This window comes from Lysinibacillus sp. NPDC097195, assembly GCF_044762075.1.
Taxonomy (GTDB): domain Bacteria; phylum Bacillota; class Bacilli; order Bacillales_A; family Planococcaceae; genus Lysinibacillus.
On record NZ_JBIWDP010000001.1, the window covers coordinates 389,866 to 413,505 of the forward strand.

Annotated in this window: 20 protein-coding genes and 2 other annotated features (1 of these 22 only partly in view); of the genes, 17 read left to right on the plus strand and 3 right to left on the minus strand. The window is 39.4% G+C overall.

Annotated features, from left to right (window positions below; translation table 11 throughout):
- Positions 1-249 precede the first annotated feature (249 nt).
- From secDF to trpA, 8 genes are all read left to right on the plus strand, one after another.
- Entirely contained in the window at positions 250-2,517 is a 2,268-nt protein-coding gene (secDF, locus tag ACIQXI_RS01955; RefSeq protein WP_402921063.1) for a protein translocase subunit SecDF, read from the plus strand.
- Positions 2,518-2,769: 252 nt separating this feature from the next.
- Positions 2,770-2,967: a hypothetical protein gene (locus ACIQXI_RS01960; RefSeq protein WP_402921066.1), complete on the plus strand. Its 198-nt coding sequence runs from the start codon at positions 2,770-2,772 to the stop codon at positions 2,965-2,967.
- Between the two features lie 345 nt (positions 2,968-3,312).
- Positions 3,313-3,625 (plus strand) — a binding site (T-box leader).
- 101 nt (positions 3,626-3,726) lie between these two features.
- Complete coding sequence (locus ACIQXI_RS01965; RefSeq protein WP_402921068.1) at positions 3,727-5,097, plus strand: chorismate-binding protein; 1,371 nt, start codon at positions 3,727-3,729, stop codon at positions 5,095-5,097.
- Positions 5,097-6,128 (plus strand): anthranilate phosphoribosyltransferase, encoded by a 1,032-nt coding sequence (gene trpD, locus ACIQXI_RS01970; protein ID WP_402925620.1) that lies wholly within the window; start codon positions 5,097-5,099, stop codon positions 6,126-6,128. Before ACIQXI_RS01965 ends, trpD begins: the two co-directional genes overlap by 1 nt.
- Positions 6,125-6,916 (plus strand): indole-3-glycerol phosphate synthase TrpC, encoded by a 792-nt coding sequence (gene trpC, locus ACIQXI_RS01975; protein ID WP_402921070.1) that lies wholly within the window; start codon positions 6,125-6,127, stop codon positions 6,914-6,916. The genes trpD and trpC overlap by 4 nt, the downstream gene beginning before the upstream one ends.
- A complete protein-coding gene (locus ACIQXI_RS01980; protein ID WP_402921072.1) occupies positions 6,913-7,527 on the plus strand; it encodes a phosphoribosylanthranilate isomerase in 615 nt (204 codons plus the stop codon). Before trpC ends, ACIQXI_RS01980 begins: the two co-directional genes overlap by 4 nt.
- Complete coding sequence (trpB, locus tag ACIQXI_RS01985; RefSeq protein WP_402921074.1) at positions 7,527-8,738, plus strand: tryptophan synthase subunit beta; 1,212 nt, start codon at positions 7,527-7,529, stop codon at positions 8,736-8,738. The genes ACIQXI_RS01980 and trpB overlap by 1 nt, the downstream gene beginning before the upstream one ends.
- Positions 8,735-9,526: a tryptophan synthase subunit alpha gene (gene trpA, locus ACIQXI_RS01990; protein ID WP_402921076.1), complete on the plus strand. Its 792-nt coding sequence runs from the start codon at positions 8,735-8,737 to the stop codon at positions 9,524-9,526. The genes trpB and trpA overlap by 4 nt, the downstream gene beginning before the upstream one ends.
- Before the next feature lie 128 nt (positions 9,527-9,654).
- Here the strand turns inward: trpA and ACIQXI_RS01995 are convergent, their stop codons facing one another.
- On the minus strand, positions 9,655-10,014 hold the full coding sequence (locus ACIQXI_RS01995) for a hypothetical protein (RefSeq protein ID WP_402921079.1): 360 nt from the start codon (positions 10,012-10,014) through the stop codon (positions 9,655-9,657).
- Between the two features lie 186 nt (positions 10,015-10,200).
- On the opposite strand from ACIQXI_RS01995, the gene recJ reads away from it, so the two are divergent.
- The 4 genes from recJ (at position 10,201) to ACIQXI_RS02015 (ending at position 14,422) form a co-directional block, all read left to right on the plus strand.
- Complete coding sequence (gene recJ / locus ACIQXI_RS02000; RefSeq protein WP_402921081.1) at positions 10,201-12,540, plus strand: single-stranded-DNA-specific exonuclease RecJ; 2,340 nt, start codon at positions 10,201-10,203, stop codon at positions 12,538-12,540.
- Positions 12,541-12,554: 14 nt separating this feature from the next.
- Entirely contained in the window at positions 12,555-13,067 is a 513-nt protein-coding gene (locus ACIQXI_RS02005) for an adenine phosphoribosyltransferase (RefSeq protein WP_402921083.1), read from the plus strand.
- Between the two features lie 519 nt (positions 13,068-13,586).
- Complete coding sequence (locus ACIQXI_RS02010) at positions 13,587-14,045, plus strand: hypothetical protein (RefSeq protein ID WP_402921086.1); 459 nt, start codon at positions 13,587-13,589, stop codon at positions 14,043-14,045.
- 26 nt (positions 14,046-14,071) lie between these two features.
- A complete protein-coding gene (locus ACIQXI_RS02015) occupies positions 14,072-14,422 on the plus strand; it encodes a DUF3139 domain-containing protein (protein WP_402921088.1) in 351 nt (116 codons plus the stop codon).
- A gap of 193 nt (positions 14,423-14,615) precedes the next feature.
- Here ACIQXI_RS02015 and ACIQXI_RS02020 read toward each other — a convergent pair whose 3' ends face one another.
- Complete coding sequence (locus ACIQXI_RS02020; protein WP_402921091.1) at positions 14,616-15,068, minus strand: MarR family winged helix-turn-helix transcriptional regulator; 453 nt, start codon at positions 15,066-15,068, stop codon at positions 14,616-14,618.
- Between the two features lie 157 nt (positions 15,069-15,225).
- Here ACIQXI_RS02020 and ACIQXI_RS02025 point away from each other — a divergent pair, with 157 nt between their 5' ends.
- From ACIQXI_RS02025 to dtd, 5 genes are all read left to right on the plus strand, one after another.
- A complete protein-coding gene (locus ACIQXI_RS02025) occupies positions 15,226-16,482 on the plus strand; it encodes an MFS transporter (protein ID WP_402921093.1) in 1,257 nt (418 codons plus the stop codon).
- A gap of 194 nt (positions 16,483-16,676) precedes the next feature.
- Positions 16,677-17,768: a carbohydrate kinase gene (locus ACIQXI_RS02030; protein ID WP_402921096.1), complete on the plus strand. Its 1,092-nt coding sequence runs from the start codon at positions 16,677-16,679 to the stop codon at positions 17,766-17,768.
- 4 nt (positions 17,769-17,772) lie between these two features.
- Entirely contained in the window at positions 17,773-18,687 is a 915-nt protein-coding gene (locus ACIQXI_RS02035) for a pseudouridine-5'-phosphate glycosidase (RefSeq protein ID WP_402921099.1), read from the plus strand.
- 207 nt (positions 18,688-18,894) lie between these two features.
- On the plus strand, positions 18,895-21,090 hold the full coding sequence (locus ACIQXI_RS02040) for a RelA/SpoT family protein (RefSeq protein WP_402921102.1): 2,196 nt from the start codon (positions 18,895-18,897) through the stop codon (positions 21,088-21,090).
- A 70-nt stretch (positions 21,091-21,160) separates the two neighbouring features.
- Complete coding sequence (gene dtd, locus ACIQXI_RS02045; RefSeq protein WP_402921105.1) at positions 21,161-21,601, plus strand: D-aminoacyl-tRNA deacylase; 441 nt, start codon at positions 21,161-21,163, stop codon at positions 21,599-21,601.
- Positions 21,602-21,797: 196 nt separating this feature from the next.
- On the opposite strand, the gene ACIQXI_RS02050 is transcribed toward dtd, so the two are convergent.
- Positions 21,798-23,378 (minus strand): N-acetylmuramoyl-L-alanine amidase family protein, encoded by a 1,581-nt coding sequence (locus ACIQXI_RS02050; RefSeq protein WP_402921108.1) that lies wholly within the window; start codon positions 23,376-23,378, stop codon positions 21,798-21,800.
- A gap of 163 nt (positions 23,379-23,541) precedes the next feature.
- Positions 23,542-23,640: a binding site (T-box leader), on the plus strand (it continues 144 nt past the right edge of the window).

Sequence of the window (23,640 nt, forward strand, 5' to 3'; positions counted from 1 at the left end):
AAGTGGTAAGGGTTTTTTATTTCCCTACATAAATGTTCCGCTTACTATTCATAATGAAATGGAAGTACATCTTCTATTAGTACGGGAATTGCGCGTTATTGAACGATTGAAATAAGTAAGCAAACCTTTTGAAGCACAGGCTACATGATTCTAGAGGAAAAGGAGGAATTCAGGTTTCAAAAGGTATTGCTAGTATACTTGTTTGCAGTGTAAGGGATGCCCTTGCACCAATTCGAGGAGGATTTATAGATGAAATTAAGAAGTCGAATTGTGGCGTTCGTGCTGCTAATGGTGTTATTCTTTTCAACCATGGGTACGACTGCACAAGGCGTCTTAAAGGACATTAAGCTTGGTCTTGATTTACAAGGCGGGTTTGAAGTACTTTATGAGGTCAAAGAATTAAAAGAAGGACAAAAAATTACACCGGAAATTGTTACGGCAACGGCAACAGCTCTCGGCAACCGTGTCAATGCACTCGGCGTAAGTGAACCGAGCATTCAGGTTGAAGACAAAAACCGTATTCGTGTGCAATTAGCGGGGGTTGAAGATCAAGAATCCGCTCGTAAAATGTTATCTACTTCTGCGAATTTAACATTCCGTGATGTCGATGATAATTTACTATTAGATGGTGATGATTTAAAAGCTGATGGTGCGAAGGATTCCTTTGACCAACAAAACCGTCCTATTGTGTCATTAACGTTAAAAGATGCGAAAAAATTTGCGGATATTACAAGTAAAATTGCTGCCAAACCACAAGGCCAAAATTTACTTGTTGTTTGGTTAGACTTTGAAGAAGGTGTCGATTCTTATAAAGCAGAATCACAAAAAGCGAAACCTCGCTATGCATCTGCAGCAACAGTTAGCCAAACATTAAATACAACGGATGTTATGATTAGCGGTAATTTTACTGTTGAGGAAACAAAAAATTTAGCAGGTATTTTAAATGCAGGGGCACTACCAGTGAAGCTGAAGGAGATATATTCTACATCAGTAGGCGCTCAATTTGGTGACCAAGCATTGAAAAGCACAGTGTTTGCAGGTATTGTCGGTGTAATAGTCATCTTCCTATTTATGCTATTCTACTACCGTTTACCTGGTTTTATTTCAATCATTACCCTTGCAGTCTTTACATTCCTAGTCCTTGTTGTGTTCGACTGGATTAATGCTGTTTTGACATTGCCTGGTATTGCCGCGATCGTGCTCGGTATAGGGATGGCAGTCGATGCCAATATTCTTGCCGCAGAACGTATTCGAGAAGAGCTACGTGTTGGTTATTCTGTCAAACAAGCATTCCAGCTTGGTTCCAAACAATCGTTATCAGCGATTGTCGATGCACAGTTAACAACATTATTAGCAGCAGCAGTATTATTCTATTTCGGGACAAGTTCTGTTAAAGGATTTGCAACAACATTAATTATTAGTATTTTACTAAGCTTCCTAACAGCTGTTTGGGGTTCTCGTGTGCTACTTGGATTGCTTGTGAACAGCGGTTACTTTAATAATCCAGCATGGTTTGGTATTCCAAAATCTAAACAACATAGCTTGGATGAAAATATCGGTACATTAGATTTATCAACGAAATTTGACCGTTTTGACTTTGTACACAACCGCAAAAAATTCTATACGTTCTCTATGGCTATTTTTGTTGCCGGGATTATCGTACTAGGTATTTTCCGTTTGAATCTTGGGATTGACTTCTCAAGCGGTACGCGCGTGCAAATTGAAGCGGATCAAACGTTAACAAAAGAAGAAGTTTCAACTTATGTGTCTAGCATCGGTTTCCCATCTGATGATATTGTCCTTTCAGGTGAGAAAAGTAAAATGGCGGTTATCCGTTATAAAGATGATTTATCACAAAGTGACATTTTAAAATTCAAAAAAGTTGCAGGCGAGAAATATGGCCATGAGCCTGGCGTAAGTACCGTTTCTCCTACAATCGGTAAAGAGCTTGTAAAAAATGCTATTAAAGCATTAGTACTTGCTGCACTAGGTATCATCATTTATGTAGCAATTCGCTTTGAATGGCGCATGGGTGTTGGTGCGATTGTATCGCTTCTGCATGACGTATTCCTAATTATTGCTGTCTTTAGTTTTATGCGTTTAGAAGTAGACATTACGTTTATCGCAGCCGTCCTGACAATTGTTGGTTACTCTATTAACGATACCATTGTTACATTTGACCGGATGCGTGAAAACTTAGAGCAATACGATACAATTAAAGACCGTGAAGTTTTAGCAAACATTGTTAATAAATCGTTACGTCAAACGATGGGCCGTTCGGTTAATACGGTGTTAACAGTAATTATCGTAGTGGTGTCACTTCTTATTTTCGGTGCACCATCTATTGAAACATTCTCTATTGCGTTATTAATTGGTTTAATTACAGGGATGTATTCATCTATCTGTATTGCAGCCCAAATCTGGTACTCATTAAAAGTGCGTGAGATGAAAAAATCAGATGGTCAATTACGTAAAAAAGAGAAAAAACAATGGGGAACTGACGAACCTACTGTTTAATCACAACATTAAAAGAGCCATTCTCAACTATTGTTGAGAGGGCTCTTTTTGTGCGTTTGAAAACTACTGGCAGCTAGGGTGTTAATTGATTAAAAAAATAAGTTTTGCTAAATTAGAATGAACAAGATGTTCTTCCTGTAACGTGTGCAAGGTTAATAACTTATTAAAGGCTTTTTAGGGTATATGTATTTTATCTATGCTCAAAAGTTTCAGCTTCATCATAAAAACAAATTAGAGAAAGAGGGATGATTTATGAAGACAAGCTTTTTAATGACGTTTTTAGCTATCGTTGTTGGGTTAGCAACAGGTTTTTTAATAATTAATAATGAGCTAGATTTAATTAAAAGAATGATTCTACTAGTAATTTTAGTGTTGGCAGCCACCATTTTAATGGTGCTATTATCTAAAAATAATAAAGTGAAAGTAGAAAAAAATAATCACAAATACTAGGCAAACTAGTGTTTTCAGGCTGTAGACGAAACTATCTACAGCCGCTTTTTTTATGGATATTACGCAATATTATGTAGTGGAGGTCTGCCCAGGAGGAGGCTTACGCCATACTCCGCGAAAAGCGAGCATACTGAAACGAAAAGCTTAGTGTCTATGAACAAGAAAGGTTTAGTGCTTAGATGGCAATAAAGAAGGAAAAAAGAAAATCATCTTTTCGTCAGAATTGGTTGACAATTATTGTAGGTTGGCATAGAATAAGGCTAACTTTTCGTTCGGATATGGTAGAAAGTCTCGGGAGCGAGATTAGCCTAAGAACAGATGAGCAGAGCATAGACGAGAATAGCTGAGAAATTGTTGAATAAGAGTAGTAGCATAAGTGTGCAATTTAGAGAGTCAGTGGGCGGTGAAAACTGATTTGTAGCTTATGTGAATGGACTTATGAGAGTTGCTATGCAGAATAGCAAACGGATTCCCCACGTTATCGGGGGTGCTTCCATTTGAACAGTTGACCTACAACTGTCTTTTAGGGGTATGCCTGTAAATCTTGCGCATAAAAACACAGCGCTAGATTTTATTTACGATAGGTAAAAATGAAGCACATAAGTGAGAGCATAATGCTCTAATATGAGGTGGCAACGCGGTCATGATCGTCCTCTGCAATTAGGAATTCCTTTTTGCAGAGGGCTTTTTTGTTTTGTTTTATATTTCTCCAAACTCGTAATATGCGAAATTATTTATTCATAAAGGAGTTTTGTCGATATGCAAACAACAAGTTCTAGAACAAAGATGAAAACGATTAATGGGGATTCGTTAACACCTATTTTAATATTTAGACGCTTACAAGGTACGCATAAATTTTTGCTAGAAAGTTCAGCACAACATGAAGGCGCAGGACGTTTTTCTTTCATCGGTGCCAATCCACGAAAAACATATAAAGGTGTGGGGGACGAAATCCAAGAATTCTCCTATAAAACAGGGCAAACGTATACACATAAAGGCGACCTTTTCACCTTGTTGAAGCGCTTAATGCCACGTATTTCCAATACGACAGAGTTTCCATTTTCAGGTGGCGCTATCGGTTATATAGGCAAGCATGCTACGAACAGCATAGCAAGTAATGAAGAGATGTTGACGTTTCCAGATGTCCATTTCCATGTGTATGAAACGATTGTCGTTTTTGACCATGTAACGGATGAAGTGACATTAATCTATACGAACATTGATGCTGAAACAAAAGAACCCAACTTAGAAGAATTGGCACAGCAGTTGTTAACAGGCAAGGAAGGGGAAGAAACAACATGGTTCTATCAAGCGTTAAAGACGGTATCAAATCAACAGCGGGAAGAGTTTATTACAAATTTAACGAACACATTAAACGATGAGCGTTGTCATGTAGTCCTGTCTCAACAATACTTAGCAACTATCAAGGGCGATGCATTTGCACTCTATCGTCAATTACGAAAAAAAAATCCTGCACCGTATATGTATTATGTAACATTTGATGACCATATTGTGCTAGGGACATCACCGGAAAGTTTAATTCAAGTAAAAGGCCAACGCGTTATTGCGTCCCCAACGGAAGGCTTTTATCCACGAGGGGGGACTACTGTTGAAGATTTAGAACATGAAAGCAAATTGTACGACAATGCTGAGGTGAGGAAATCACATACAGTTCTTGTTACGGCTGTACAACAGGAGCTCGCAACTGTTTGTTATCGTGATTCTATCGAGGTCATTGACGCGATGAGAATTGAGCGCTTAAAGCAAGCATTGCATATGACATCACAAGTCGAGGGGCAACTTTTGCCGATGCTTCACGCAGTAGATGTACTGGCGGCCACGTTACCCCCAGTAAGCAGTATACCTGCACAACTTAAAGAACGTCATTTAGAAAAAATAGATCAAAATTTACCAGCCGTTTTTGGTGGCGCTATTGGCTTTATCGGCTTTAATGGACATTTAGATTTTGCATTAACAGGCAAATCAATTGTTATTGAACAGGAGGCAATGCATATGCAATCGACTGTCATAGTGACCAAATATTCAAATGTCCAGAATGTAGTGAAACAAATAAATACAGAACAACAGTTGTTTTTACATCATTTAGAAAATGGAGGTGGAGTGGAATGATGGAAAATATTCAACGAAAGGTAATGCAGCGCCAACATTTAATGTATGAGGAAATGTTTGAAGCGGCGCAATGGATGTTCCAACAGGAAACGCCCCAACAAGACATTGCCCATTTTTTAATCAGCTTATCCCAAAAAGGCGAAACAGCTCATGAAGTAGCGGCGTTAGCAACGGTGATGCGTTCGTTTGCACTGCAAGTACCAGCGCAAGATGGCCTATATATGGATAACTGCGGTACAGGGGGCGATGGCTTAAATACATTTAATATTAGTACTGCTTCAGCCTTTGTCTTGGCAGGCGCGGGTGTGAAAATGGCCAAACATGGTAATCGTAAAATTTCTTCTGCATCAGGTAGTGCGGATGTGTTAGAAGCTTTAGGCATTCACACAAATATTTCGATTGAACAAACGACTGCACTCTTAGAGAAAGAAGGCATTGCCTTTCTATATGCACCGAATGTGCATCCGAAATTGAAGCGAATCGGAGAGGTACGCAGAGCTTTAGGGCAACCAACAATTTTTAATCTCGTCGGCCCACTAACAAATCCAGTCCCTTTAGCAACACAATTTACAGGAATAAATCGTCCAAACTTTGTGATGGAATATGCTTCGGTTTTGCAAATGCTTGGCAGGCAGCGAGCACTTGTCGTTTCGGGCCCTAAAGGATTGGATGAAGCATCACTTGCTGGTCAAAATACCTTTGTTTTAGTGGATAAGGGGGACTTAATTCCATTTTCTTTAACAGCAGAGGATGTCGGACTTCCCTATGCCCCTTTAGAAGCAATTCGCGGTGGAGATGCACACGATAATGCAGCTATTATGCGCAAGTTGCTGGCGGGGGAACAAAGTGCCTATTTTGACACGGTCTTATTAAATGCAGGAATTGGTTTGTTTAGCCACGGCATAGCCCACACCGTCAAAGAAGGTGTGGAGATGGCGAAGGAAAGTATTTTCAGTGGTCGTGCATTACAGAAATTACAAGCAGTAGTCGCTTATAGTGAGAACATTAAAGAGGTGGAGATTGGGCAATGAATATATTAACGAAAATTATCGAACAGAAAAAAATAGAAGTAGCCGAATTACTTGCACAGTCAAATCCATTGACGACTAGTAACGACAGCAAGCGCGATTCTTTACTTACAACGTTAAAAATGGCTGATACTTTGCAAGTGATTGCAGAAATGAAACGTGCTTCTCCATCGAAAGGTCTTATTGCGGAGGGAGCTAATCCAGTAAAACAGGCAAAAATCTATGCCAACGCTGGCGCAGCTGCCATTTCGGTTTTAACGGATAAGACGTTTTTTCAAGGTTCATATGAAGATTTAGCAGCCGTTGCGAACGCAGTTCAAACACCACTTCTTTGTAAAGATTTTATGATTGACCGAGTACAAATTTGCTATGCGAAAGCAGCTGGTGCATCCATTATTTTATTAATTGTCGCAGCACTTGACGATGCAACGTTGCAAGATTTATATCAATACGCCACTAGTTTACATCTAGAAGTGTTAGTTGAAGTTCACGATGTCGAGGAGCTGGAGCGGGCACTCACTGTAGGGGCAAAGCTAATTGGTGTGAACAATCGAGATTTACGCACATTTGAAGTCGATCTAGCACGGACAAAAGACATTGCAGCAGTCTTTCCGTTTGGGGAGCAACGTGTGCTCATTAGTGAAAGTGGTATTTGGAATAACGAAGATGCTAATAAGGTGGCGGCGATGGGGGCAAGTGCTGTTCTTGTAGGTGAATCGTTAATGCGTAGTGGCGATGCAGGAGCTGCACTGCAACTATTACAAGTACCTAAAGCGGAGGCATCCGTATGACGAAGGTCAAAATTTGTGGATTGAAAGAAGTCCAACATGTGCAAGCTGCCGTGCGAGCAGGAGCCGATGCCATTGGTTTTGTTTTTGCCCCAAGTAGACGTCAAGTATCCATTGAGCAGGCTCAACAATTAGCAAAGCATGTACCTGAAGGTGTACGGAAAATTGGTGTTTTTGTCAATCCGACGCCTGAGGAACTACGTGTGGCAGTCTCTAGCGTGCCATTAGATTATGTGCAATATCATGGTGAGGAAACGCCAGAGTTTATTGTTCAGCAAGGTTATCCTTCCATTAAAGCATTGTCTGTCCATTGCGCTGAAGATGTGCAAGCAGCTACTAGCTATGATGTCGACTACTATTTATTCGATGCGCCTGGCACGGACTATAAAGGTGGCAGTGGCCATACGTTTGATTGGACATTGCTTGAGACAGCTGGCATTCCACATGAAAAGTTAATTTTAGCAGGTGGCTTAAAAATAGAAAATATTCATGAGGCATTGTCACTTGTCGGCCCTTACATGGTAGATGTTTCTAGTGGTGTGGAGACAGAGGGTAGTAAGGATACGAAAAAAATAGCAACGTTTTTACATGCAGTAAAAAGGGGGAGCTTATAATGGTAGTTTCAATAGCAAATAGTGTACCGACAAAGGAAGGACGTTACGGGAAATTTGGTGGGCAGTATGTGCCCGAAACATTAATGACTGCTTTAATTGAACTAGAAGTGGCATTTGACGAGGCAATGGCAGATTCAACATTCACAGACGAGCTAGCTTATTACTTACGGGAATATGTAGGACGTGAAACACCGCTATATTATGCAGAAAATTTAACACAAGAACTTGCAGGAGCGAAAATTTACTTAAAGCGTGAAGATTTAAATCATACTGGCGCCCATAAAATTAATAATGCAATTGGGCAAGCGCTTCTTGCCAAACGTATGGGGAAAAAGAAAATAGTGGCGGAAACGGGTGCAGGACAACATGGTGTAGCAACTGCTACTGCTTGTGCATTGTTAAATTTAGAATGTGTTGTTTTTATGGGCGCCGAGGATATTAAACGCCAACAATTAAATGTATTCCGAATGGAGCTACTTGGTACAAAAGTAGAGTCGGTGGAAACAGGGTCAAAAACGCTGAAAGATGCAGTCAATGCGGCACTACGTTATTGGGTGACGAATGTCGAAGATACCCATTATATTTTAGGTTCAGCATTAGGGCCACATCCATTCCCGAAAATTGTGCGTGACTTCCAACGTATAATCGGTGTGGAAACAAGAGCGCAAATACTGGCAAAAGAAGGACGATTACCAAATGCGGTGGTTGCATGTATAGGTGGCGGTAGCAATGCAATTGGCATGTTCCATCCATTTGTAGATGATGAAGCAGTTGCATTATATGGTGTAGAAGCGGCTGGTAGCGGTCTTGATAGCGGCAAGCATGCAGCAGCTATTGCCGGCGGCCAGTTAGGCGTTTTACACGGAGCGTATATGTATTTACTACAAGATGACAATGGCTTTGTGCAGGAGGCACATTCCATTTCAGCTGGACTTGATTATCCTGGCAAGGGGCCAGAGCATTGTTATTTACATGATATCGGCCGCGCCAAGTTTGATTCTATTACAGATGAAGAGGCGCTTAAAGGTTTACAATTACTAAGCCGTACAGAGGGGATTTTACCAGCGTTGGAAAGTGCCCATGCGATTGCCTATACAGCAAAGCTGGCAAAAGAAATGGATGCACATGATATTATTGTTGTTTGCTTATCAGGTCGTGGTGATAAGGATGTCCATACTGTGCGTGCAGTACTTGGAGGTGAGGAATTATGATAATGTTACAGCAAGCAATTGAACATGTGAAAAACGTTGGTAATAAAGCATTTGTTCCATATATTATGGCAGGAGATGGTGGACTCTCAACATTAAAGCCTACAATATTATCATTACAAAAGATGGGTGTTACAGCGATTGAAGTGGGTATTCCCTTTACAGATCCTGTTGCAGACGGGCCTACCATTGAACAAGCAGGAGAACGTGCTTTAGCGCAAGGTGTAACATTGCGTAATGTTTTAGAAGCACTAGCCTCATTCCGTCAAGAAATCACAGTGCCATTAGTCGTCATGACTTATTTTAATCCTGTATTAGCTTATGGCTTGGAAGAGTTTGCACGCGCTTGTGCGGCAGGGGGGATAAAGGGCTTAATTGTACCTGACGTACCTTTAGAGGAAAGTGCTATTTTACGTCAAACGTTAAATCCCCATGGCGTCGATATTGTACAGCTTGTATCGTTAACAAGTCCCCCAGAGCGAATTGCTCGTATTGCGGCGGCTAGTCAAGGTTTTGTCTATGCAGTAACAGTAAACGGTATTACGGGGGCGCGTGCAAGCTTTGCGGATGATTTAGAAGGTCATTTTGAACGGTTACGTGAAATGTGTGATATTCCGGTTTTAGCTGGTTTTGGTATTTCAACACCACAGCAAGTTGTGAGCATGGCAGCACTTGGCGATGGCGTAATCGTTGGCAGTGCAATTGTAGCGGCTTTACATGAAGGCAATGTCGCTAAAGTCGAAGCATTAGTCGCAGCGTCAAAAGGTGTGCCTGAGACGTCAGCGCGTTAATAGAATTGTTTGTAAATTGTTTGGGTGCCTGGCACTTTTCTTGGGTTGAATAAGCGAATATTAACGACATAGCTAAAAAGTGTTAGATTGACTGTAGTCAAACTAACACTTTTTGTCTTATGTGATAATTATTTAAAAGCATAATTGAATAATCCAACATATAATGGGCCAATCAGGATGCTCAATGTGATGCCGAAAATAGCTAGTTTAACATAGAATGGTTCACCATCATAACGTACTTCTTCATTAAACTTTTTATAACTATAGCCAACATCAAATAGTAAGCCAAAGATAAAGACCAATTTCCATACAACTAGTGGAAGGAATTGATAATGAGCAACGTAACAAAATAGACCGATCCATGTTATTAAAGAAAAAACAAAATCAACTATACCAAAAGAAGTTTTATAGCCCTCTTTTAAAAATATTCCAATTAAAGCTATTGCTAAAAATCCTAAATAGCATAGCCAAAAAATTTCAATCATCACTTACCTACTTTCTCTCATACATCTAAATGATTATAGCGAATAATATATTATATGTGAATAATAGTTTTGCACTTCCATGATTGTTTTGTAGATAATTTATTCAATCAGGATAAAACTAGTAAGTTAGTGAGTAGTGCGTACGTGCTTGATTTTCGGTATAATAGCCTTCGTGAGGAAGTGAGAGAAATGATTTTATCGAAAAAAAGATGGCAGGTAGAGCGTCCCGACGCACAACTTGTACAAACATTACAAAATGACTTACACCTTTCTGCAATTGCGGCAAAAATTTTGGCGGCACGAGGCTGTACAACATCAGCTGAGGCAGAAAGCTTATTAAATATGACAGAAGCGAATATCCACGACCCATTTTTAATGCATGGCATGACAGAAGCAGTCGCGCGCATTCAGCAAGCACTTGAAAACAATGAGAAAATATTAGTTTATGGAGACTATGATGCCGATGGAGTGACAAGTACAACAGTAATGCTCAATGTATTGCTAGACCTTGGTGCAGATGTGTCTTTTAAAATACCAAATCGCTTTTTACACGGCTATGGACCGAGTGAAACATTATTTCGTGAAGCCTATGAAGAGGGCGTTCAATTAATCATAACGGTGGATAATGGCATCTCAGGTCTTGAACCGATTCGAGTGGCAAAAGAACTTGGGATGGATGTCATCGTAACAGATCACCATGAACCAGGTGAGGAATTGCCACCAGCGGATATCATTTTACATCCGCGTGTACCAGAAGGGCATTATCCATTTGGTGAGCTGGCAGGAGTTGGGGTGGCGTTTAAATTAGCGCATGCCCTATACGGAGAGCTACCAACACATTTATTTGAGTTTGTAGCGATCGGGACTGTGGCTGATTTAGTACCGTTAGTGGACGAAAATCGCTATCTTGTGAAGCGTGGCATTGAAGAAATGCGTCGTTCACTTAGCCCTTGGATACAGGCGATGTGTGAGGTGGCAAGTGCTGAGCAAGCCACAATAAATGAAGAAACAATTGGCTTTTATTTTGGACCACGTTTAAATGCAGTGGGGCGACTTGGCGAAGCCTCTCCTGCTGTCGAGTTATTAATGGCAGAAGATACAACAAAGGCAGCAGCACTGGCTAAACAATTAAATGGCTGTAATACAGAGCGCAAAGATATTGTCAAAAGTATTACAGATGAGGCAATTGCTCTTATTGAAGCAGATGAGAAAATTGGAGACTCTCTTGTGTTAGTTGTAGCGGGAGAAGGCTGGAATGCTGGCGTTGTAGGGATTGTCGCTTCGAGACTTGTTGAGCTTTATTATCGTCCAACCATTGTGCTCTCCTTAGATTTTGAGAAGGGGACAGCAAAAGGGTCTGCACGTAGTATCGAAGGATTCCATTTGTATAATGAGTTGGCGAAAAATAGAGATATTTTACCGCATTTTGGCGGACATCCAATGGCAGCAGGAATGACGTTACCGCTAGAACATGTGGATGAACTGCGAGCGCGCTTGGATGCACAGGCAAGAGAATGTTTAACAGAAGAGCAACTAACACCGATTTTGTCAATTGATATCCCACTTAAAATAGATGAAATTTCCGTGGATGCTATTGAAGAGATTGCAACACTTGGCCCATTCGGTACAGATTTCCCGAAACCAGTGTACGTGCTTGAAGATGTGGAAATTGCCACTATGCGTAAAATTGGCGCCGCTGAAAATCATATTAAGATGGAATTAACAGACGGTTTGGAGAAATTGGATAGTGTAGGCTTTAATAAAGGGCATCTGTACAATGAGCTGACATATGGTGTAAAAGTATCGTTTACAGGTGATCTTCAAATTAATGAGTGGCAAGGGCGAAAAAAGCCACAATTTATGATTGAGGATGTCCAAACGACAGAATGGCAATTATTTGATATTCGTGGCATTCGTCAAACATCACGTTGGCTACATACAGTGCCAAAAGAGGAAGCAAACTTTTTTGCGTTCCGTCCAGAGACGATTAGCTACTATCAATCATTGCTTGGTGTGCCCATTATATTGATTGATGAGATGTTAGCCAATGTGGAGCAAACCGATTATATTGTGTTGCTGGATTTACCGCAGCATGTTCAATTATTAGAAAATGTTTTACAAAAAACTGCACCTACGCGTATTTATGCTCATTTTTATATGCCGGATTCACAGTATTTCAATGGCATGCCTAGTCGTGAACAATTTGCGTGGTACTATAAATTTCTAAAGCAACGTCCTGCATTTCCATTGGACATGCATTTGTCAGATTTGGCTAAGCATACGGGTTGGCCATTAGAAGCATTAAAATTTATGACACAGGTGTTTTTTGAACTTAATTTTGTTAAAATGGAGAGTGGACTGACGACTGTCAACGTCAATGTACCGAAAACGGCATTAACGGAGGCACCGTCTTACAAACAACGTTCAGAACAGATTGAATTGGAACAAAAACTTGTCTATGCACCTTATATAGAGTTAAAACAATGGTTTGATGAACGATTAAATTTATATGCGAATACCATTTCGTAGGAGGAGTAAGTACTATGGATTTAAAGCAATACGTGACAACGGTTGAGAACTGGCCAAAAGAAGGCATTAGTTTCAAAGATATTACAACAATTATGGATAACGGTCCAGCTTACAAATATGCAACGGATCAAATCGTAGAATACGCCAAGGAAGTAGGGGCAGAAATTATCGTAGGTCCTGAAGCTCGTGGCTTTATTATCGGTTGCCCGGTTGCCTATGCGCTGGAAATTGGCTTTGCGCCAGTTCGTAAACCTGGAAAATTGCCACGTGAAGTAATTAGTGCAGATTACGGTTTAGAGTATGGTAAAGATACATTAACAATGCACAAAGATGCCATCAAACCAGGTCAAAAGGTGCTTATTTGTGATGATTTATTAGCAACTGGTGGGACAGTAGAAGCAACTGTACGCTTAATTGAGGAATTAGGTGGAGAAGTTGTAGGCTGTGCCTTCTTAATCGAACTAAACGAACTAAATGGTCGTGCAAAATTAGGCGATTTAAACGTGAAAACGTTAATTCAATACTAATACTAAAAAAAAGCTGTCGCTATAATTGGGACAGCTTCAGACTGTAGACAAACTCGAAGATTTTCGAGTTTGCCTACAGTCCTTTTTTTAAAAAAAAATAATATAAAAGTGTTGACTACTGCCGTTGCTTTCCGCTATGGGCGGTCGCTTTCCGCGGGCACATCGTAAGCCGCAACCCTCGCTAACGCGCGGTCTGTTGCGTCTTACGTACTGTGCGTTCCCGCAGGAGTCGCCCGCCCTCCGCTCCAATCAACTTTATATGTAATGCTAACCGTCTACTATAAAATAAATTAATCTATTTGAGATGATGGAAAATGATGACGAAGAATCAAATCAATGAACGTGAATAATTAGAAATGCTGACAATTGACCAATTGGTGCCACAAGACCATTTAGTTCGAAAACTAGAGGCAGCAGAATACCGAGATTATTTATGCTGATCAGATAGAAATTCCGAATAATTGGATTTCCCCTAATGCTGTAGAAAATGAAAACTACTATCCTGGCACAAAAACATTAATGAAAATAGGGGATGTTTTATATTCTACAAAATCATTAGTGACGTCTACAAAAATTGTTGGACATGTAGGTATTGTCGGTCCTGACTATAGAATATATCATGTTAATCCTGTAGATGAAGTGGCTGGGAAGAGAGATACAGTCGAAACCTATAGTAGTCGACATGGAGCAAATGAAACAATTTATATTTACCGACCTCGTTCTGGAGGACAAGGGGCTGCGGATTGGGCAGCGTATGCTTATTCTTATGCTAAAGTTTATGATATTATTAATTTACAGCCATTGAACACACTTTCTCCTAATTACTGTTCTAAGTTTATTTGGCAAGCATTTTTCTATAGCAATTCTGGAGATATTACTAATTTAGGTCTAACAGGTTCTAGTACAGCCTTCGTAACACCTGGTCACATTAAAAATGCTAGTATTTTTACTAATGTAGGTTCGTTCACTACTAAATAAAACAAGCTTTCACTATATTAGGGAGAGTGGTAATTATTAAAAAATTTTTAATTATCCTGTCTATTGTACTTCTATTATGTTTAACACCTTTTGTGTACATTCAAGTAAAAAAGCATATTTCACTTAATAAAGTAATGGATTATCTAATTGAGGAAAAAGGTTACGATGAATCTGATATTTTTATGATTGAAAGTAAATGGACTACCGGGATACCTAATTATTATGTAAAAGTAACTTTTCAAAATGAGCCTAATATAGTATATCTTTATTTTGCACATGATATTAAAGGACAGTTTGAGTATTATGATATTCGCGGAATAAAAGTCCCAATAGAAGATTTGAAAAATTATGACCCTTATAAAAACAATCGTTCCTAATTCAGGGTACATAAAGGTTTTAAAGTTTTGTATACGACTAAATAGCACTAAGTAACATTATTAACAAGAGCCCGTGGTATTTCTAGTAGAAATACCACGGGCTCTTTGTGATTTAACGACGAATTGTAGGGTTTTTTGTGCATTTACCTCAGAAATATCATCCAAGTGCCAGGCACTCAAACAATTCTGATAATTATTCGTAGGATTTTACGACATGTTGAATTTTTTTTAGCGTTTCATAAAAGTCTTTATATTTTTCGAGTCCAATATCATGGATGATTTTCTCCTGAATATCCATCCAAATAGGAGCTGCTTCCGTTAATTTTTGGAGGCCTGTAGTCGTTAAAGAGATCGTTTTTGTTCGCCCATCTTGTGGATTACGCTTCACTTCTACATAGCCATTTTTTTTCAAAAGATTGACATTACGAGTGATGGTAGTCTGATCAAGTAATAGAATTTCACCTAATTGACTTACTGTAACTGCTTTATGTTGGGCGATATTTGCTAGCATCGAGTATTGCGTAACTTTTAAATTAGTAGGTTCAAGTACTTTATCATACAGTTGCGTAACGACCCTAGTTTTTTTTCTAAGATTTGCACATACGCAAATTTGAGTATAGTCAATGTCTATGTAATTTCTCTCCATAACTAGATCTCCTTTTCACTTTATCGTTAATAATTATTGTACCACTAAATGGAATTTTTTTCTTGACAACCAAAATACTAATTCATTAAACTATATGTATATACATATAGTTTAAATATTGAAAAAATTACTATTTTTATCGAAATGCAGGTGGCTTATGAAACGTATTCATTACAGTTGGATTATTTTAGTTATCACTTTTTTCTCGATTATTGTAGCGGGCATCACCTTATCTTCTTCCGGTGTTTTTCTCGCTCCATTTGAACAGGAATTTGGCTGGGATCGCTCGGTTATAGCTATGGCTTTTGCTATTAGTCTTTTCTTATATGGTATTTCTGGTCCATTTATGGCAGCACTACTCGAAGTTATTGGCTTAAAAAAAATGATGCTAGCGGCTATGGCAGTCTTAATAGTGGGCATTGCGCTTACGTTATTGATGCAGCAAGCGTGGCAATTAATGATTATTTGGGGCTTTATTATTGGTCTTGGAGCCAGTCTATTTCTAACTGTATTAAGTCCTTTTGTAGCAAATAATTGGTTCGAGAAACGAAGAGGACTTGCGCTAGGCATATTAACAGCAAGTACTGCAACGGGACAATTAGTGCTTCTGCCGATATTAGCTATGATTATTGAAAAATCCTCATGGCGATGGGCAATAGTATTAATTATCGTGTTAAGTTCCATCATGTTTATGATGATTTTACTGTTTATGAAAAATAAACCGACGGATGTCGGTCTTCTACCATATGGGCTAGAGGAAGAAAGAGCAGAAAGTCTAGTAGCAAATAAGAAAAATCCAATCATTATTGCCTTTAATGGTTTATTTGAAGCGGTGAAAGTAAAAGAATTTTGGCTGTTGGCTGGCAGTTTTTTTATTTGCGGTTTATCTACAAGTGGTTTAATCGGAACCCATTTTGTATCTTATTGTATTAGTTTTGGCATTCCTTTAGTAACAGCCGCTTCCTTTCTTTCATTCATGGGCGTGTTTAACTTAGTTGGCACAACATTATCAGGCTGGCTATCTGATCGTTTCGATAATCGTTGGTTACTGTTTTGGTATTATCTTTTAAGAGGAGCCTCATTAGTTTTCCTTCCGTTTGCCCTAGCGCAAGGCTCAATAACATTGCTTATACTGTTCACGGCATTTTATGGTTTAGATTGGATTGCTACTGTACCGCCAACAATCGGTATTTCTAGACAAATTTTTGGTGCACAAAAAAGTGGCATCATTTATGGATGGATTTTCGCCTCCCATCAAGCTGGCGCTGCAGTAGCAGCTTACGGAGGGGGTTTAATCTATAAATTTTTCAATTCGTACACATGGGCATTTTTCTTAGCAGGTGTTTTTTGTTTATTAGCAAGTCTATTTGTTATTATTGTGAAAAAACAAAAGCTGACTAAATTAGCTCACTAAAGTCTGAGGTATAAATTCTACCGATTAAACATAATCGTATAAACAACATGAAAAGTACAAATAGTATGCTAGGTAGTTATCTAGCGTGCTATTTTTTTGCTGTCAAAGCCTTTTAGAAAGGCAAGAATAAGAAAAGTTTGACTTTATTCAAACAAAAGTTTATAATACAAACAAATATAATAAAAGGTGATGCTATGAATGAAAGAGAACAAGCGGTACTGGCTTTAATTCGCAAAAATCCGTTTATGTCTCAGCAAGAGATGGCAGATAAGATGAATCTGTCCCGTCCAGTACTTGCAAACTTAGTGTCGAGCTTAACGAAGCAAGGGAAAATTGTTGGCCGTGCTTATATTTTACCTGAGGAAAATGAAATTATTTGTATCGGCGGAGCTAATCTCGATCGTAAATTTCATGTAAAAGGGGCCGTGCAATTTGGTACTTCCAATCCTGCTAGCTCCTCATTCAGTGTAGGTGGGGTTGGTCGCAATATTGCGGAAAATTTAGGTCGACTTAATCATGAGGTAACGTTACTCACGACAGCTGGTAAGGATGCAGATTGGCAAGTAATCCAAGAAGCATCAGAGTCGTTTATGAATTTGCGTTATGTCGAGCAGTTACCAGAAGCCACAACGGGTTCTTATACTGCGATTATGGACGAGCAAGGTGAGCTTGCCTTAGCTGTTGCGAACATGGATGTTTATGATTTATTAGTGCCGAGTTTATTGAAGAAAAACGAGGCCATGCTAATGAATGCAGGCTGCTTTATTATGGATTTAAATTGTCCGAAAGAAACGGTAGCTTACATCCAACAAGTAGCGATTGCGCGGGCAATTCCATTTGTCATTGTACCGGTATCGTCACCAAAAATGAATCGATTACCGGATACATTGCAGGGCGTGACTTGGTTTATTTGTAATACTGACGAAGCTGAGACAATTGTAGGTCATACAATTGTGGATGAGGCAGGCTATGAAAAAGCGATTCACAAGCTTCTTCAATTAGGTGCCGAGCATGTCATTATTACTGCAGGTAGCAAAGGTGTTTATGCTGCTTCGACAGAGATTGCACCACGTCATTTTGGCGCGAAAGCAATCGACAGAATTGAAGATGTAACGGGTGCAGGTGATGCATTTGTAAGTGCTGTTATTCACGGTTGGTTAAGGGGTCAATCCTTTGACATGTGTATTGATGCAGGCTTAACAAATGCTAAAAATACATTGGCGTCGCCGTACACAGTAAGACCTGAATTGTCAGAAGAATTGTTGAAAAGTGAAATGGAGGAATAACATCATGAAAGAATTCATCGTATTATCAGAAGAAGTAAAAGCAGGACAAGCGAAAGGTCTACCAATTGTTGCATTAGAATCAACAATTATCTCACACGGTATGCCGTACCCACAAAATGTGCAAACAGCACGTGAAGTAGAGCAAATTATCCGTGATAACGGTGCAGTACCTGCAACGATCGCATTAATTGACGGTAAAATTAAAATCGGTTTATCTGATGAAGAACTTGAAATGTTTGGTAATGCACAAGGCGTTGCGAAAACTTCTCGCCGTGACCTAGGCTATTTATTAGCTACAAAAAAATTAGGTGCAACAACTGTTGCTGCAACAATGATTTGTGCAGAGCTAGCAGGCATTGAAATTTTCGTAACAGGCGGTATCGGTGGTGTACACCGTGGTGCTGAAACAACAATGGATATTTCAGCAGACTTAGAAGAATTAGCCCAAACAAATGTAGCTGTTATTTGTGCAGGTGCGAAATCTATTTTAGATATCGGTTTAACACTAGAATATCTTGAAACGAAAGGTGTACCAGTAGTTGGCTACGGCACTGCAGAACTTCCTGCATTCTACACTCGTCAAAGTGGATTTGATGTAAACTTCAAACTTGATACACCAGAAGAAGTAGCAGCAATGTTACGTGCTAAATGGGATCTAGGCTTACAAGGTGGCGCTGTTATTGCTAACCCAATCCCAGAAGCGGATGCGCTTGAGCACGCATTTATCACAAATATCATTGAAAAAGCTTTAGTAGAAGCTGAAGAAAATGGTATTCAAGGTAAAAACGTAACACCATTCTTACTTGGCAAAGTAAAAGAATTAACAGAAGGTAAGAGCCTTGAAGCGAACATTGCATTAGTGAAAAACAATGCAGTAGTTGGCGCGAAAATTGCGGTTGCTTACAACAAAGCAAACTAACTAGTAAATAACAAGACCCTTTGCAAAGCTAATTGGCTTTGCAAAGGGTCTTTTTGTTCATTAAAATGTATTTTTTTCTCATTAACACAAACTGTTCACGATATTATCTAAACTAAATGACACAGTCCCTTTACAATCGCCCTCTATTTTTTATACAATAAAGTTTATATCTAATCTGAAAAATTTGACGAGCAAGGTGGACATGTTATGGCGAAAGAGCAAATTTTGACTCCTGAGGACGTTTTTGAGTTAGTCAAATCCTACATGAATGAGGAAAATGTCGCATTCGTGAAAAAAGCATATGAATTGGCGAGAGATGCGCATATTGAGCAATTCCGTAGCTCTGGTGAACCGTATATCATTCACCCAGTGCAAGTTGCCGGTATTTTAGCTGAATTACAAATGGATCCGGCAACCGTGGCAGCCGGTTTTTTACACGATGTTGTGGAAGATACGGAATTTACACGTGATGATTTAGTGCGTGAATTTGGTGAGGAAGTAGCAATGCTCGTTGACGGTGTGACGAAGCTTGGGAAAATCAAATATTTATCGAAAGAAGCACAGCAGGCGGAAAATCACCGCAAAATGTTTGTCGCGATGGCACAAGATATTCGCGTTATCTTGATTAAGCTTGCAGACCGTCTGCATAATATGCGAACGTTAAAGCATTTACCTGCTGAGAAACAACGCCGTATTTCAAAAGAAACACTTGAAATTTTTGCACCACTTGCACACCGTCTAGGGATTTCGACAGTAAAATGGGAGCTGGAGGATACTGCACTTCGATATTTAAATCCACAGCAATATTACCGTATTGTCAGCCTGATGAAAAAGAAACGTGATGAACGTGAAGCTTATTTAGACAATGTTATGGGGGAAATGAAATCCCAGCTTTCTGAAGTTGAAATTGATGCGGATGTGTATGGGCGTCCAAAGCATATTTACAGCATTTATCGAAAAATGGTGCTGCAAAAAAAACAATTTAATGAAATTTATGATTTATTAGCCATTCGCGTTCTTGTTGATAGCATAAAAGATTGCTATGCAGTGTTAGGAATTGTCCATACATTGTGGAAGCCGATGCCTGGTCGCTTTAAAGATTATATTGCGATGCCAAAGCAAAACTTATATCAATCGTTGCATACGACCGTTATTGGTCCTTACGGTGACCCATTAGAAGTGCAAATTCGTACGAAAGAAATGCATAAAATTGCAGAGTACGGGATTGCAGCTCACTGGGCTTATAAAGAAGGGAAAAAGATTGATATTGAAAAGCAAAATGTCGATCAAAAATTAACGTGGTTTAGAGAAATTTTAGAATTCCAAAACGAGTCTTCCAACGCAGAAGAGTTTATGGAATCGTTAAAATTCGATTTATTTTCTGATATGGTGTACGTTTTTACACCTGAAGGAGATGTTATTGAATTGCCTGCTGGTTCTGTACCTATCGATTTCGCATACCGTGTGCACTCAGAAGTCGGCAATCGTACAATTGGAGCCAAAATCAATGGTAAGATGGTACCGCTAGATACACCATTAAAAACAGGTGACATCATTGAGATTTTAACATCGAAGCAGTCATTTGGTCCGAGTCGCGACTGGTTAAAAATTGCGCAATCTTCACAAGCAAAAAATAAAATTAAGCAATTTTTCAAGCGTCATCTTCGTGAGGAAAATATCATCAAAGGGAAAGAGATGATTGAAAAAGAAATTCGCTCACAAGATTTCGATATGAAAGAAACGATGTCAGCGGAAAACTTAAAACGTGTTTGCGATAAATTTAATTATACAAATGAAGAAGACTTATATGCTGCGGTTGGTATGAATGGTATAACGGCACAACAAGTGGTCAATCGCTTAGCCGAAAAACGTCGAAAAGAGCGTGAACAAGAAGAAGCGCTTGAAAAAATTGAACAAAAAATGAAAAACTCGCTGCCACAAAAACGTACAGAATCAGGCGTTATTGTTAAAGGCATTGATAATATGCTTATTCGATTATCTCGTTGCTGTACACCTGTACCTGGAGATGACATTGTCGGCTTTATTACGAAAGGGCGAGGCGTTTCTGTACACCGCGCAGACTGTCCAAATATCCTAATTGAGGATGAGCAGGAGCGTATCATTGAGGTTGAATGGGAGCATGGGCTGACACCAGAGAAAAAAGAGTATCCTGTTGATATCGAAGTTTCTGCATTTGATAGACCAGGTATATTAAATGAAGTGATGCAAATCGTTAGCGAAACGAAAACAAATATTTTAGCGGTGAGTGGCCGTGCAGACCGCGATAAAATTGCAACCATACATTTAACGATTTCGATATCAAATATTTCTCATTTGCACAAGGTTGTTGAGCGCATTAAACAAACACCGGATATCTATTCCGTACAACGTGTTATTAACTAATTGGCGCATTGTTTCATTACAGTTAAAATGCCGTGTGGAACAGATTTGCTAGAGTGAGGGGTTTTACAGTATGAAAGTAGTTTTACAGCGTAGTAAGGCAGCATCTGTCACAGTACAAGGAGAAGTTACTGGTGCAATTGACCACGGCTATGTGCTTCTAGTGGGCATTACACATGACGATACAGCAGAGGATGTTGCTTATTTAGCAAAAAAAATCGCGCATCTACGCTTATGGGAAGATCAAGAAGGGAAAATGAATCATTCCATTTTAGAGCATGGTGGTGCGATTCTATCTGTATCCCAATTTACATTGTATGGTGATGTTAAAAAGGGCAATCGTCCAAGTTTTACGAGTGCTGCAAGGCCGGAAATCGCTAAACCGTTGTGGGAAGCTTTTAACGAGGCTTTACGTGCTTATGGATTACAAGTAGAGACAGGTATTTTTGGTGCAATGATGGACGTAGCATTGACAAATGATGGGCCAGTGACCATTTTGCTTGAGTCAAAATAACGTGACATTCTACCATACCTGGTTATTCAATAAGGACATGTTGCTTGAGGATAGCGGGAACTACTGCAAAATGCATATAGCTTGCGGTGATGCCATTGGAGGAACCAAGAAACGGTAGCCATTTACGGCAAAGCAAAAAGTGTTAGATTGACGGCAATCAATCTAACACTTTTTTTAATTTGTCCTAGCCTCTATGTTATTCATTTGCATTAAAGTAATCTAAAATACCTTGGTAAATTCCAAGTGTCGCTTGTTCTCGGAATTTTGCCGTTGTAATAATTCGCTCTTCATTCGCGTTACTAAGAAAACCTAACTCGAGCAGTACTGCTTTTTGTCGGTTTTCACGAAGTACTAAATAGTTTCCTTCCTGTGTACCTCTATCCTTTAAGCTGATTTTGCTAGCTAGCCCATTATGAATTGCTTCGGCTAGCCCTTTTTGGTTGTAATTTAAATAATAGGAGGTAAAACCAGAAACAGAGCTATTATCAGTAGCATCATAGTGAATACTAATAAAAGCATCAGCCTCATGTTGGTGTGCTATCGACACTCGTTTGCGCAGTGCAACATATTCATCTGATTCCCGTGTCATCACAACATTGGCACCTGCCGCACTTAATTTGGAAGCAAGAAGCGATGCTGTTTTTAATGTAATATCCTTCTCATCCGTGCCTCGCTGTCCAGTTGTACCGTGGTCATTGCCACCATGACCAGCATCCACTACAATCGTTAGTCCGTTTAAAGTGCCTTTTTTTCGAGGTTCAGACTGTGGCGTGCTAACCGCCGTTGCGCTATTTTGTGATGTCGAGACTACCCAGTTTGCCACGAATGCGGTTTGATCTGCTAATTGAATTTCGTAAAAATCATCTTTAGCCCCTACAATTGGATACGTTTGGCCGGCATCGACACGTTCTACAACGTCTGCCGTGGTAGACGCATCCGTCCGTAAGTTTGTCCCATTATAAATAATCGTGACAGATTCAAGTGCTGATGTAGATGCTGGTGAAGATGATGTAGTTGTTGAAACTGTTTTCACCGTATTTGAAAATGTCCCGTAGAAACTATATACCCAACCCGCTTTTTTATCGTCGTATTGAATTTGCACCCAGTTATGCTCTTGTGCTAGTACTTTAAAGGACTGCCCATTCGAAACAGTTCCCACTTTTTTTGATGTTAAATCTGGCTTTTTACGGACATTCAGTGTATCCACTAAAATTGTAAAAGTAGTGCTTTTAGGTTCGGTTGTTGTAGATACCTCTACTACTTCTTCTGGCGTTGTTTTTTCAGTTGCTTCATTGATTGTCACATAATCAGACGAAACCCAACCAACTAGGCCATTCCAGTTGATTTTTGCCCATGCACCATTTTCAGTTATTAAAGCGGCCTGATTGCCTGTTGATAGTTGTCCAAGAACTGGTGATGAAATATCTGGTTCAGTTCGAATATTCAGACGGTCAACTTGAGAAATAACTGTTTTATCAACCGTTTGTTCCTCATTGATTGAAGCTGTTAGCCAAGAGGCGACCCATCCTTCGTAATTACCTGCTTTGACTTGAATCCAGTCACCCTCACGACCAATCGAAGTCAGCGAATCTCCTTCCTCTAAAGTTGTAATAATCGGGTAAGAGAGCCCAGGTCCTTCGCGTAAATGAAGTATGGTTCCAGTTACTTTTAGATCACCTGTATTAGCAAATGCCCTTTCTATGTTGCTAATACTCGGGATCATTAACGCTAATATTAGGACAAAGGTAATGATTCTATGTATAAGTTTTGTCGTCATCGGACCCCTCCTTTTCTTGTTCTATTTTACCATGCTTTTATGATAAAATTCGAGGGAAAATGGTAACAGAAATCGTTTTTTTAACAACTGACTTTCGAAAAATAAGAAAACAGTTGACATTATCATACGTAGTGACTAACATAAAGGGTAATCAAAAAATGATTAACCGCTTATGACCAAGCAAGTAGCATATACCTCTATTGGAAAAGAGAGGGAAAGACTTAGGCTGCAATCTTTCCTACAAAAACGTATAGGGCGAATA